General features: G+C 71.7%; 9 protein-coding genes and 1 tRNA gene. 8 read left to right on the top strand and 2 right to left on the bottom strand.

Translation table 11 applies throughout. The features are described from left to right. Positions 1-63 precede the first annotated feature (63 nt). Entirely contained in the window at positions 64-471 is a 408-nt protein-coding gene (locus AB0761_RS14380; protein WP_377269387.1) for an ester cyclase, read from the bottom strand. A gap of 330 nt (positions 472-801) precedes the next feature. Continuing rightward, a tRNA-Arg gene (locus AB0761_RS14375) sits at positions 802-873 on the bottom strand. A gap of 215 nt (positions 874-1,088) precedes the next feature. Here AB0761_RS14375 and AB0761_RS14370 point away from each other — a divergent pair. The 8 genes from AB0761_RS14370 (at position 1,089) to AB0761_RS14335 (ending at position 13,664) form a co-directional block, all read left to right on the top strand. Next, positions 1,089-1,577, top strand: coding sequence for a response regulator (locus AB0761_RS14370; RefSeq protein ID WP_377269386.1), 489 nt, complete (start codon positions 1,089-1,091; stop codon positions 1,575-1,577). Positions 1,578-1,770: 193 nt separating this feature from the next. Then, positions 1,771-3,432, top strand: a complete 1,662-nt coding sequence (gene argS / locus AB0761_RS14365) for an arginine--tRNA ligase (RefSeq protein WP_377269385.1) — start codon at positions 1,771-1,773, stop codon at positions 3,430-3,432. 194 nt (positions 3,433-3,626) lie between these two features. Continuing rightward, positions 3,627-5,021 carry a diaminopimelate decarboxylase gene (lysA, locus tag AB0761_RS14360; RefSeq protein WP_377269384.1) on the top strand — a complete coding sequence of 465 codons (1,395 nt, stop codon included), beginning with the start codon at positions 3,627-3,629 and terminating at the stop codon, positions 5,019-5,021. Between the two features lie 138 nt (positions 5,022-5,159). Then, a complete protein-coding gene (locus tag AB0761_RS14355) occupies positions 5,160-6,452 on the top strand; it encodes a homoserine dehydrogenase (protein WP_377269383.1) in 1,293 nt (430 codons plus the stop codon). A gap of 9 nt (positions 6,453-6,461) precedes the next feature. Further along, a complete protein-coding gene (thrC, locus tag AB0761_RS14350; protein ID WP_377269382.1) occupies positions 6,462-7,553 on the top strand; it encodes a threonine synthase in 1,092 nt (363 codons plus the stop codon). Positions 7,554-7,994: 441 nt separating this feature from the next. Beyond that, positions 7,995-8,912 (top strand): homoserine kinase, encoded by a 918-nt coding sequence (gene thrB / locus AB0761_RS14345; RefSeq protein ID WP_377269381.1) that lies wholly within the window; start codon positions 7,995-7,997, stop codon positions 8,910-8,912. Positions 8,913-9,473: 561 nt separating this feature from the next. Continuing rightward, on the top strand, positions 9,474-11,591 hold the full coding sequence (gene rho / locus AB0761_RS14340) for a transcription termination factor Rho (RefSeq protein WP_377269380.1): 2,118 nt from the start codon (positions 9,474-9,476) through the stop codon (positions 11,589-11,591). 261 nt (positions 11,592-11,852) lie between these two features. Next, complete coding sequence (locus tag AB0761_RS14335) at positions 11,853-13,664, top strand: trypsin-like serine protease (RefSeq protein WP_377269378.1); 1,812 nt, start codon at positions 11,853-11,855, stop codon at positions 13,662-13,664. The last annotated feature ends 177 nt before the right edge of the window (positions 13,665-13,841 follow it).

Raw genomic sequence — 13,841 nt, 5'->3', positions numbered from 1 at the left:
GCGGGGCGCCCCTGGACGGGTTGCCCCGACGGGCAGGCTCCGGGCCGACAGGCCCAACAGGGGCTATCCCAGACCGAGTTGGGCGAGCATCCCCAGCTGATCGCTGCTGCCCCAGCGTTCCACCATCAGCCCGTCCGAGAAGCGGGCGATCTGCACCCCGCGCACCGAGATCCGCCGGCCGGTGGGTCCATGGCCCATCAGCGGGCCGTTGTGGGTGCCGGTGAGGGTGTAGGCGATGGCGACGTCGTCCGCGGTGGCCGTCACATGCTCCACTTCCACATGAAGGTCCGGGAACGCCTCCCGCATCTGCGCGAACATGTCCCGGTAGCCCTGGGCACCGGGCCCCTGGCCGGGTGCCGGATCGTGGTCCAGGCAGTCGGGTGCGACCAGGCCGTCGAGGTCCTCCAGCCTCCCTGTGTTGACGGCTGCGCCGAACCGCTCCTGAACGGCGAGGTTGCTCTCCGGGCTCATGGGCTCTCCTCGGCAGGCACACGGCTGCGGTACGGGCGGCGGACAGCCCCGGGCGGCCGGGTCGATGCCGGCTGCGGCGGTGCAGGCCTGCCCTGCATCCATCCTGGGCGGTGGACGACGGCCCCGCGAGCGGGGGAGGCCCGCCCGGGCCCGCGCCGCGCGGTCCCGACGGGCGGCGCCGGCCTCCCGTGCCGCCGGTCCACCATGCCGTCGGGCTGTCGGCACGCGAGGCGGCCGACTGCCTCCCCCGGCCGTCGGCCGTAGCTGCAAAAAAGACCCCGCGCCCAGCATCACTGCTGGTCACGGGGTCTTCTGGCACTTCTTGCGAAGTGCCCCCGGCAGGATTCGAACCTGCGCACACGGCTCCGGAGGCCGTTGCTCTATCCCCTGAGCTACGGGGGCCTGTCCTTGCGACGGGAAGAACACTACCAGCTCGGAGGGGGTGGACACGCACAGGGTTTTGGAGGCGCCGGAGTGTTCGGAGGACGGGCGGGCGTCGGGGGAGGGAGCCCGCCGGACCGGGCGCCGGTCACCGGACGTGGTGAATCGGGGCTGGTGGGGCGCCGAAGTGGGCAAAACAGAGACGGGCCGGTGGGGCCGCACCTACCCTCGGTGATGTGCCTGACGTGTCCGGTCGGGTCCTCGTCGTCGATGACAGCGAGGTGATCCGACAGCTGATCAGGGTCAATCTCGAGCTCGAGGGGTTCGAGGTGGTGACCGCCGCCGACGGTGCCGAGTGCCTGGAGATCGTGGAGCGAGTCCAGCCCGACGTCGTCACCCTCGACGTGGTCATGCCCCGGCTGGACGGGCTGCGGACAGCGGCGCGGCTGCGTTGCGACCCCCGTACCAGCCATCTGCGGATCGCCATCGTCAGTGCCTGCACTCCGGCGGATCTGGAGCGCGGCGAGTCGGTGGGCGTGGACGGCTATCTCGGCAAGCCGTTCGAGCCGGTCGACCTGGTGGAGCTGGTGCGCAGGCTGATGGGTCTGCCCCCGGGGCAGCAGCCCGGTGCGGACGGGTCCGGGCCGGGGGCCGGGAGCGGTGCGGGTGTGCGCCTGGGGCTGAGCCGACCCGGCCGGATGTTCCGCTCTCCGCGAACGGACTAGGGGAGTCCCGACGCGCCCGCCAGGCCCTGGACAAGTGCACTGACTGTCGGCGAAGCGGCTTCAATATCGGGCGGATCGGGCAGGCCGGTGGGAAAACGTGACGGACGCGGCACACCAGGCATGGACGACGCGCACTGTCTCACCCCTGAAACCCGATGGCGGTCCACACCCCCCTCTCGCCTAGGCTTGCACCGTGACACCCGCAGAGCTTTCCCAGGCAGTGCTGTCCGCGGTTCGCGCCGTCGTAGAGGCAGGCGAACTGACCGTCGCCATGCCCGAGCAGGTGACCGTCGAGCGGCCCAAGAACAAGGACCACGGAGACTACGCCACCAATGTGGCGCTCCAGCTCGCCAAACCGGCCGGGAGGCCGCCGCGACAGGTGGCGGAGCTGATCTCCGCCCGCCTCCAGCAGCTTCCGGGTGTCGCCAAGGTGGAGATCGCCGGTCCCGGCTTCCTCAACATCACGCTGGACGCCGCCAGCCAGGGCGCCCTCGCCCGGACCGTGGTGGAGGCGGGCGAGGCCTACGGCCGCAATGACGCCCTCCAGGGGCTGAAGATCAACCTGGAGTTCGTCTCCGCCAACCCCACCGGACCGATCCACATCGGCGGTGTGCGGTGGGCCGCGGTCGGCGACTCGCTCGGCCGGGTCCTCCGGGCGGCCGGCGCCGAGGTCACCACCGAGTACTACATCAATGACGCGGGCGTGCAGATCGCCAAGTTCGGCGCCTCGCTCCAGGCCGCGGCCAACGGCCGGCCGGTCCCCGAGGACGGCTATGTCGGCGCCTACATCGGCGACATCGCCAAGCAGATCGTGGACGGCCACCCGGACGTGCTCGACCTGCCCGAGGCGGAGCAGCTGGAGGTCTTCCGCAGCGCGGGTCTGACGCTGATGGTGGACGAGATCAAGCGCTCCATGGAGGAGTTCGGCGTCCACTTCGACGTCTGGTTCTCCGAGAAGTCGCTCCATGAGTCCGGCGCCGTGGAGCAGGCCATGGAGCGGCTGCGGGCGCAGGGCCATGTCTTCGACCAGGACGGTGCCATCTGGCTGCGCACCACCGACTTCGGCGACGACAAGGACCGCGTCCTGATCAAGGCGGACGGCGACACCACCTACTTCGCCTCCGACGCCGCCTACTACCTCTCCAAGCGGGACCGCGGCAACGACGTCGCCGTCTACATGCTGGGGGCGGACCACCACGGCTATGTGGGCCGGCTCAAGGCGATCGTGGCCTGCGCCGGTGACGACCCCGAGCACAACATCGAGGTCCTGATCGGCCAGTTCGTGAAGATGATCAGGGGTGGTGAGGAGGTCCGTATGTCCAAGCGGGCCGGCAACATCATCACCATCGACGACGTGGTCGACTGGATCGGCGTGGACGCGGCCCGGTACTCGCTGGCCCGCTCCTCCACCGACTCCACGCTCACCCTCGACATCGACGTGCTCACCAGCACCTCCAACGAGAACCACGTCTACTACGTGCAGTACGCGCACTCCCGGATGTGCTCGGTCGCCCGCAACGCCGCCCAGCTGGGCATCGACAAGGGCTCGGCCGAGGACTTCAAGCCGGAGCTCCTGGACAGCCCCTGGGAGAACGCGCTGCTGGGCAAGGTGGGCGAGTTCCCCCAGGTGGTCGCCTCGGCGGGCGAGCTGCGTGAACCGCACCGGGTGGCCCGCTACCTGGAGCAGCTGGCCGGCGACTACCACCGCTTCTACGACAACTGCCGGATCCTGCCGCGCGGCGACGAGGAGGCCACCGACCTCACGCGCGCCCGCCTCTGGCTGGCCGAGGCGACCCGTACGGTGATCGTCAACGGCCTCGGCCTGCTCGGCGTCTCGGCGCCGGAGCGCATGTGACGGCCGCAGGCGAACGCCGGCGATGACGGTGGAGGGGCGGCGGCGGTGATCTCACCCCGCCGCCCCTCCGCACAGGGAGACCTCCCGACGGCCGCAGCACGGTGTCCGCGGCCGAGACGTCCGAGTCCTGGGATGCCCGAGTCCCGGGGATGTCCGAGTCCCGAGATGTCCGAGTCCAAGGAGAGACCAGCACCATGAGCCGCTCCGCCCACCCCGCGGGCCCCCGCCACGGCGATGTGCTGCCGGAGGGCCACTACAGCGCCCCGCCCGCCGACCTCAATGCCCTCGACCCCAAGGTGTGGGCGCGTACCGTCTCCCGCGGCCCGATGGGGGGCGCGGCCACCGTCGGCGGCGTCGATGTGCGGACCCTTGCGGAGGAGTTCGGCACGCCTGCGTACATCCTGGACGAGGACGACTTCCGGGCCCGCGCCCGGGCCTGGAAGGAGGCGTTCGGCGCGGACGCCGACGTCTTCTACGCGGGCAAGGCGTTCCTCTGCCGGGCGGTGGTCCGCTGGCTGCACGAGGAGGGCCTGGGCCTGGACGTGTGCAGCGGCGGAGAGCTGGCGGTGGCGCTCTCCGCGGGGATGCCCGCCGAGCGGATCGCCTTCCACGGCAACAACAAGTCCGCCCATGAGCTGGAGCAGGCGGTGGGGGCCGGCGTCGGCCACATCGTGGTGGACTCCTTCGAGGAGATCGCCCGGCTCGCCTTCATCGCGGATGAGCAGGGGGTGCGCCCCAAGGTGCTGGTCAGGGTGACGGTGGGGGTCGAGGCGCACACCCATGAGTTCATCGCCACGGCACATGAGGACCAGAAGTTCGGGCTCTCCCTCAGCGGGGGCGCGGCGGCCGAGGCGGTCCGGCGGGTGCTCAAGCTGGACAGCCTGGAACTGGTCGGCATCCACTCGCACATCGGCTCGCAGATCTTCGACACCGCGGGCTTCGAGGTGGCCGCCCGCCGGGTGGTGGGCCTGCTGAGCGACATCCGCGACGAGCACGGGGTGGAGCTGCCGGAGATCGACCTGGGCGGCGGCCTCGGCATCGCGTACACCAGCGAGGACGACCCCAGCGAGCCCGCGGCGATCGCGGCGGCGCTCAAGGAGATCGTGCGTCGGGAGTGTGCGGCGGCGGGTCTGCGCGCCCCCCGGCTGTCGGTGGAGCCCGGACGGGCCATCGCCGGTCCCACCACCTTCACCCTCTACGAGGTCGGCACCGTCAAGCCGCTGGAGGGCCTGCGGACCTATGTCAGCGTGGACGGCGGTATGTCCGACAACATCCGCACCGCGCTCTACGACGCCGAGTACTCGGTGGCGCTGGTCTCCCGCTCCTCGGACGCCGCGCCGATGCTCAGCCGGGTGGTGGGCAAGCACTGCGAGTCCGGCGACATCGTGGTCAGGGACGCCTTCCTGCCCGCCGACCTGGCGCCGGGCGATCTGATCGCGGTCCCCGCCACGGGTGCCTACTGCCGCTCGATGGCCAGCAACTACAACCATGCGCTGCGCCCCCCGGTGGTGGCGGTGCGGGACGGCCGGGCGCGGGCCGTGCTGCGGCGGGAGACGGAAGAGGATCTTCTGCGGCTCGATATCGGTTGATGAAATCTTGGTCTCAGATCGTGGAACGGGCGGAGATCCGGTCCCGAACTCCATGAGACTGGGGCGGTAGTACGTCCCCCGGGCAACACGGGCAACACGACGGACAAGCACGACGACGGATGACGAGAGCGGAGTCGGATGATGCGTACGCGGCCGCTGAAGGTGGCGCTGCTGGGCTGTGGAGTGGTCGGCTCCGAGGTGGCGCGCATCATGACGACGCACGCCGCCGACCTCGCCGCGCGCATCGGTGCACCGGTGGAGCTCGCCGGGGTGGCGGTCCGCCGGGCGGGCCGTCCGCGTCCCGGGGTGCCCGAGCACCTGGTCACCACGGACGCCGCGGAGCTGGTCAAACGCGGTGACATCGATGTGGTGGTGGAGGTCATCGGCGGGATCGAGCCCGCCCGTGGACTGATCGTCTCAGCCTTCGAGCACGGCGCCTCGGTGGTCTCCGCCAACAAGGCGCTGCTGGCCCAGGACGGTGCGGCGCTGCACGCCGCGGCCTCCGGCGCCGGGGTCGACCTCTACTACGAGGCCGCGGTGGCCGGCGCCATCCCGCTGATCCGCCCGCTGCGCGAGTCCCTGGCCGGTGACAAGGTCAACCGGGTGCTGGGCATCGTCAACGGCACCACCAACTTCATCCTCGACAAGATGGACTCCAACGGCGCCGGCTACTCGGAGGCCCTCGAGGAGGCCACCGCGCTCGGCTATGCGGAGGCCGACCCCACCGCCGATGTGGAGGGTTTCGACGCCGCGGCCAAGGCCGCGATCCTCGCCGGGATCGCCTTCCACACCAGGGTCACCGCGGCCGAGGTCTACCGCGAGGGCATCACCGAGGTCACCGCCGCCGACATCCGCAGCGCCAAGGAGATGGGCTGTGTGGTGAAACTGCTCGCCATCTGCGAGCGGGCCCGCGACGGCCGCTCGGTCACGGCCCGGGTGCACCCCGCGATGATCCCGCTCAGCCACCCGCTGGCCTCCGTGCGGGAGGCCTACAACGCGGTCTTCGTGGAGGCCGAGGCGGCCGGCCGGCTGATGTTCTACGGACCGGGGGCCGGCGGCTCGCCGACCGCCAGCGCCGTCCTGGGCGACCTGGTCGCGGTCTGCCGCAACAAGATCGCCGAGTCCACCGGGCCGGGCGAGTCGGCCTATGCCGAACTGCCGGCCCGGCCGATGGGCGATGTCGTCACCCGCTATCACGTCAGCCTGGACGTGGCCGACCGGGCCGGTGTGCTCGCCCAGGTCGCCACCGTCTTCGCCGAGCACGGTGTCTCCATCGACACCGTCCGCCAGCAGGGACGCGACGGCGACGCCTCGCTCGTGGTGGTCACCCACCGCGCCACCGACGCCGCCCTGTCGGCGACGGTCGACAAGCTCCGCGCGCTGGACAGCGTGCGCGATGTGGCCAGCATCATGCGGGTCGAAGGGGAGTAGGAGAGCAGCATGAACGCCGTCGTCGACAGCCCCCGGCGCCACACCCATCAGTGGCGGGGACTCATCGAGGAGTACCGGGACCGCCTGCCGGTCACCGCCGCCACCCCGGTGGTCACCCTGCTCGAGGGCGGCACGCCGCTCGTCCCGGCCCCGCTCCTCTCCGAGCGGACCGGCTGCGATGTCTTCCTCAAGGTCGAGGGCGCCAACCCGACCGGGTCCTTCAAGGACCGGGGCATGACCATGGCCATCTCGCACGCCAAGGAGCAGGGCGCGCAGGCCGTCATCTGCGCCTCCACCGGCAACACCTCCGCCTCCGCGGCCGCCTATGCGGTGCGGGCCGGCATGGTGTGTGCGGTGCTGGTCCCGCAGGGCAAGATCGCGCTGGGCAAGATGGGCCAGGCGCTGGTGCACGGGGCCCGGATCCTCCAGGTCGACGGCAACTTCGACGACTGCCTCACGCTGGCCCGCGGCCTCTCCGAGAAGTACCCGGTGGCCCTGGTGAACTCGGTGAACCCGTCCCGGATCGAGGGCCAGAAGACCGCCTCGTTCGAGATCGTGGACGCCCTCGGAGACGCCCCGGACATCCATGTGCTGCCGGTGGGCAACGCGGGCAACATCACCGCGTACTGGCGCGGCTACCGCGAGTACGCCGCGGACGGACTGGCCACCCGCAGGCCCCGGATGTGGGGCTTCCAGGCGTCCGGTTCCGCGCCCATCGTGGACGGCGCCCCGGTGCTGCAGCCGCAGACCATCGCCACCGCGATCCGGATCGGCAACCCGGCCTCCTGGGAGCACGCCCTGGCCGCCAGGGACGAGTCGGGCGGCCTGATCGACAAGGTGACCGACCGTCAGATCCTGTCCGCCTACCGGATGCTGGCCTCCCGCGAGGGCGTCTTTGTGGAGCCGGCCTCGGCGGCCTCGGTGGCCGGTCTGCTGCATGCGGCGGAGCGCGGCCTGGTCGACCCCGGTCAGCGGATCGTCTGCACCGTCACCGGCAACGGCCTCAAGGACCCCGACTGGGCCGTGATGGGCGCCCCGCAGCCGCTGGTCGTCCCGGTGGACGCCGACGCCGCCGCCGAGCGGCTCGGCCTCTCCGGCTGAGAATCCGCAGCAGCCGGGCCGCAGGACCGGCCCGGACGCAGCAACCGGGCAGGCAGGGCCGGCCCGGACGTACGACACATCCCCTCAGGGGCACGGGGAGCCCGCAGGCCGGCACCGCACCGGCCGCGCGGCTCCCCGTGTCCCCCGGGCGGCGCCCGGCCCGTCGCCGTCCCGGGGAAACGCGGCGGAGCAGAGCATGGCGAGGTGTACCGCCGCAGAACCTCTCTTCGATATCCTGGGGACCACGGGTGGCGCAGGTCACCGGTACCGGCCTCCCGGGCGCTCCTCAGGCCCGCACCGCCGGGTGGACCGCAGGCCCGCGTCGGGCCCGGCGGCCCGGCTGCACCCAGGCTCCGCCCGCCCCGTGAGCTCCGCCCCCGTGCAGGCCCCGGAGAGCGCAACCCACCCCGCACGCCCAGCGATCCCAGGAGAGTCCACCGCATGGCCGGTCCCGCGTTCCGTGCCGCAGCCGTTCGGGTGCGGGTCCCCGCGACCAGCGCAAACCTCGGCCCTGGCTTCGACGCCTTCGGACTCGCCCTCGGTCTGTACGACGATGTGGTGGTCCGGGTGGCCGATGCCGGCCTGCATGTCGACATAGCCGGTGAGGGCGCGGACACCCTGGCCCGGGACGAGCGCCACCTGGTGGTGCGCTCGCTGCGCGCCGCCTTCGAGGTGCTCGGCGGCCAGCCCCGCGGCCTGGAGGTGGTGTGCGCCAACCGCATACCGCACGGCCGTGGCCTGGGCTCGTCCTCGGCGGCCATCTGCGCCGGCATCGTCGCCGCCCGGGCGGTCACCATCGGCGGTGCCTCGGTGCTGGACGACGCCGGGCTGCTGGCACTGGCCTCGGAACTGGAGGGCCACCCCGACAATGTCGCGGCCTGCCTGTACGGCGGGTTCACCGTGGCATGGACCGACGAGGACGCTGCCCGCGCGGTGCGCCTGGAGCCGTCGGACGAGGTGGTGCCGGTGGTGTTCGTCCCGGCGACGCCGCTGCTCACCGAGACCGCGCGCGGCCTGCTGCCGCGCAGCGTTCCGCATGCCGACGCGGCTGCCAATGCGGGCCGTGCCGCGCTGCTGGTCGAGGCGCTCACCCGGCGCCCCGAGCTGCTGCTGCCGGCCACCGAGGACCGCATCCACCAGGACTACCGCTCCTCCGCCATGCCGGAGAGCGCCGCGCTGGTCGCCGCCCTGCGGGCGGAGGGTGTCCCGGCGGTCATCTCCGGTGCCGGGCCCACCGTGCTGGCGCTCGCACACGACGGTACGGCCGACAAGCTCACCCGCTTCGCCGGTCCGGAGTGGGCGGCACACCGTCTGGAGCTCGACTACGACGGTGCCTCTGTACTGCCGCTCGAGGTCTGATCCGGACGGGCGGTGGGAGGCCACGGGGGAGGGAGACGAGGAAGTCGCAGGACACGATTGGCGCACTCAGGGTGGGGGAATGTTTGTTGGGTCCAGTAGTGTTAATCTCATGCGTGCACCAGGAGCCCTCCGGGGACCGGTGCTCAGTGTCCCGATCCCGGCGCCCCACCACGACGGGGCATACCGGAAGCCCGGGACCACGATTCTCCGGGAGCCTGCCTCGCCGCGTACGCAGCCTGCCTGCGCGAGTTCGGCCGCGTCCCGAAGCCGTGACGGTGCCCTGCCCCAACCGCTCTAGGGGGCGCCCGCAGCCGCCGGCCTCCACCTGAGGCCGCGCCCGGGGGTTCCAGGGTCGTCGTCACGCGACGGGGGCCCGGAATCCAGAGCGGTGCGGCGGCGTGAGGCCGACGCGCACAGCGGCGCCGCGCTGGACACCGCACACCACACCTTCAACCGCCATCCGGCGGAACATCGCCCCGGATCTGCACACCACGCAGCCCGGACAGCACAACCGGTCGCCGAGCCAGACAGGCCGACGTCCGCTCCAGGGAAGGACCCTTCGTGAGCGACACCACCGATCTGATGGGCGCGCGCCCGGACGCCGACGCTCCGGACGCAGCGGCTGCCGCCCCTGCGCCCAAGCGCCGCCGGACTGCGGGCTCCGGCCTCAACGGCCTCGTCCTCGCCGAGCTCCAGCAGCTCGCCTCCGGCCTCGGCATCAGCGGCACCGGCCGCATGCGCAAGAGCCAGCTGATCGACGCCATCAAGGAGAAGCACGGCGGCGACCCGCTGCTCGCCGGCGCCGAGGCCACCGCGGCCCCCGCCGCCAAGCGCACCGCGGCCAGGTCCAAGGCCGCCGAGGCCAAGCCTGCCGCGGCCGCCGCGGCCGAGGAGAAGCCCGCCCGCCGCACCCGGGCCCGGGCTGCGGCCGCCGAGCCTGCGCAGCAGATCGAGATCCCCGGCCAGGTGGCGGGCGACGCCGCCGCGGCCGCCGCCGAGGCCCCCGCCCCGGCGCGTACCGAGCGGCCCCGCCGCCGGGCGACCTCGGCCGCCGGCGCCCCCGTGGGTGCAGCAGCGGAGGCCGTGCAGGAGACCGTCGCCGAGCGCGCCGAGCCGTCCGCGGCTGTGGCCACCGAGACCCGTGAGAAGCCCGTCGAGGACGGCCGCCAGACCGGCGAGGGCCGCCGCGACCGCCGTGACCGGCGCGAGCGCGGGGAGCGCACCGAGCGGACGGAGCGGACCGAGCGCCAGGAGGCCGGCGACGGTGCCGACGGCCAGGGCGGCGACCGCGAGACCCGCCGCGACCGGCGCAACCGCCGCGACCGCGACCGCCAGGGCGGCGAGCGCCCGGAGACCCGTCAGGACGGCGGGCAGCCGAGCACCCAGACCCGCGAGCGCGACCAGCGGCGCGACCAGCAGCCGCAGGACGAGGACGACTTCGACGGTGGCCGCCGCGGCCGCCGTGGCCGCTACCGCGACCGCAACCGCCGTGGCGGCCGTCGCGAGGGCTTCGAGGGCGCGAGCGAGCCGCAGATCGGCGAGGACGACGTCCTGATCCCGGTCGCCGGCATCCTGGACATCCTGGACAACTACGCGTTCGTCCGGACCTCCGGCTACCTGCCCGGCCCCAACGACGTGTACGTCTCGCTGGCCCAGGTCCGTAAGAACGGCCTGCGCAAGGGCGACGCCATCACCGGCGCCGTGCGCCAGCCGCGTGACGGCGAGCGCCGTGAGAAGTTCAACGCGCTGGTGCGTCTGGACTCGGTGAACGGCATGGACCCGGAGGCCGGCCGCAGCCGTCCCGAGTTCGGCAAGCTCACCCCGCTGTACCCGCAGGAGCGGCTCCGCCTGGAGACCGACCCCAGCGTGCTGACCACCCGGATCATCGACCTGGTCGCCCCCATCGGCAAGGGCCAGCGCGGTCTGATCGTCGCCCCGCCGAAGACCGGCAAGACGATGATCATGCAGGCGATCGCCAATGCGATCACCCGCAACAACCCCGAGTGCCACCTGATGGTCGTCCTGGTCGACGAGCGTCCGGAAGAGGTCACCGACATGCAGCGGTCGGTGAAGGGCGAGGTCATCTCCTCGACCTTCGACCGCCCGGCGGAGGACCACACGGTCGTCGCCGAGCTGGCCATCGAGCGCGCCAAGCGCCTGGTGGAGCTGGGCCACGACGTGGTGATCCTGCTGGACTCGATCACCCGTCTCGGCCGTGCCTACAACCTGGCGGCGCCGGCCTCCGGCCGCATCCTGTCCGGTGGTGTCGACTCGACCGCGCTCTACCCGCCGAAGAAGTTCTTCGGTGCCGCGCGCAACATCGAGAACGGCGGCTCGCTGACCATCCTCGCCACCGCGCTGGTGGAGACCGGCTCCCGGGCCGACGAGGTCGTCTTCGAGGAGTTCAAGGGCACCGGCAACATGGAGCTCAAGCTCGACCGCAAGCTCTCCGACAAGCGGATCTTCCCCGCGGTGGACGTGGACGCGTCCTCCACCCGCAAGGAGGAGATCCTGCTGGGCAGCGAGGAGCTGGCCATCGTCTGGAAGCTGCGCCGGGTGCTGCACGCGCTCGACCAGCAGCAGGCCATCGAGCTGCTGCTGGACCGGATGAAGAAGACCAGCAGCAACGGCGAGTTCTTGATGCAGATCGCCAAGACCACGCCGGGCGCCATCGACTGACGCACCGACGCCGAGAGCCCCCGGACCGCACCGCGGTCCGGGGGCTCTCGCATGTCCGGTCGCATCCCGGGTGATTGACACAGAATCGGTCAATCAAGGTCCTGGTTCTGTCACAACTTCGACCCCAGTCGACCATGGTGTGTTTGGGTCCCACTAGCATCAGCGCGTCGGCAGAGAGCGCCCTTCCATCGGCTGCCCGCCGACACCTTGCTGCAGGCGCCCTCTGGGGGAGGGCGCCTCTCTTCTGCCACAGGAGAACGAGTGAATCCTGCTCAGCGGGAACCCGGGAAACACCGGATACGCCGGGCCAAACTCCCGGCCATCGCCCTGGCCACCGCCCTGGTGGGCGGCGGGGCCTTCGCGGCCTCCGAGGCATGGGCCGGCACTGCGGTCACCAACCGGGACGCTGCCGCAAGCACCACCACCAACGCCGCCGCCGCGTCGCAGCGCTCGACGGCCTTCGCCGGTGAGCGGGTCATGAAGGCCCTCCACGCCGGGAAGATCAAGGGTGTTCCGTCGGCCGGGGCGTCGGCCTCCGGTTCGACCGGCTTCAGCCCCCGCATCATCGGGGGGAACACCACCTCCATCACCTCCGCCCCGTGGATGGTCCAGCTCTGGTACTACGACGCGGCCACCGGTGACGGCTGGTTCTGCGGCGGAACGCTGGTGGCACCGACCAAGGTGCTGACCGCCGCCCACTGCGTCGACGGACTCGACTGGCACCACAACGGTGTGGTCGTCGGCGGCACCGCCGGCCTGTGGGACGGCACCAACGGCAAGGCCGTACGTGTCTGGAAGCAGTGGCAGCACCCGTCCTTCAGCATGGACACGCTGCAGAACGACATAGCCGTGCTCACCCTGGACACGCCGCTGCCGTACACCACGGCCAAGATCGCCTCCAGCACGGACACGGCGCTCTACACCGCGGGCAACACCGGCACGGTCTACGGCTGGGGCCTCACCAGCTCCCCGTCGGACCCCAACGCCGACCTCTCCGCACAGCTGCGGCAGGCCAGTCTGCCGATCGTCGCGGACAGCACCTGCCAGCCCGCGATGGACGCCGTCACCACGCCCGACTCGATCTACACCGCCGGCAAGATGATCTGCGCCGGCAAGCCGGGCACCGGCAGCGACACCACCACGGTGGCCAGCTGCCACGGCGACTCCGGCGGCCCGCTGATGGTCGCCGGCCGGATCGCGGGCATAGTGTCCTGGGGCTCCGCCGACTGCGTCCAGGCCGGTGGCTACGACGTGTACACCAAGGTGAGCACCTTCTCCTCGGCCGCGCAGGCCCAGATCTCCGCCGCGGACGCGCCCAAGCAGAACGACTGGAGCCGCGACGCCAAGGCCGACCTGCTGGTCCGCACCTCCTCCAGCACCGGCCAGGCATACGCCTACCTCGGCACCACCATGAGGTACACGGCGTCGGTCGGCACGGGCTGGCAGTACTGGAACAAGGTCGTCCAGGGCGACTTCAACATGGACGGCGCCACCGACGTCATCATGCGGAAGACCAGTGACGGCAGCCTCTACTGGCGCCACTACGACCTCTGGTCGTACAGCTGGATCAACACCAAGCTGACCACCGGCTGGGGCTCGGTCCGCCAGATCGTCGCCCCCGGTGACCTGACCAGCGACGGCAAGCCGGACCTGCTGATCGTGGACAGCGCGGGCAAGGTCTGGGTCTACCCGGGCAAGGGCACCGGCACCTTCGGCAGCCGCTTCCAGGTCGGCTCCGGTCTGCAGACCCTCAGCCAGCTGGTCGGCCACGGCGACTTCACCGGCGACGGCAAGGCCGACATCGTGGGCCGCACCTCCGCGGGTGCGCTCTACCTGTGGCCGGGCAAGGGCAACGGCTACTTCGGCACCCGCATCACGCTGAGTGCCAGCGGCTTCAAGTCGGCCAACGCGCTCGCGGCCACCGGTGACATCAACGGCGACGGCAAGGCCGACCTGCTGATCCGCTTCACCAACGGCTATCTGTACGAGTACCCGGGCAAGGGCAACGGCTCCTTCGGTGCCAAGGTGCAGATGGGCAGTGGCAGCTTCGGCTCGTACACCATCCTCGGCTGACCTGCCGAGCCTGGGCGCCGGGGTCGGAAACCCCGACATCTGATGCTCTGAAACCGTGCCCCCGCCGGACCTGCCGGCGGGGGCACGGCCATGTCCGGGAGCGGTCGTAACGGCTGTTCTGTCCCGTATGCTCGAAGTGATCCACTGTGTCGTAGGAACCGCAGAGGAGTCGCCATT

Source organism: Peterkaempfera podocarpi, assembly GCF_042466665.1.
In the GTDB taxonomy this organism is placed as follows: Bacteria; Actinomycetota; Actinomycetes; order Streptomycetales; family Streptomycetaceae; genus Peterkaempfera; species Peterkaempfera podocarpi.
The sequence above is the reverse complement of the archived record's forward strand: the minus strand, read 5'-3'. Positions and strand labels throughout refer to the sequence as shown.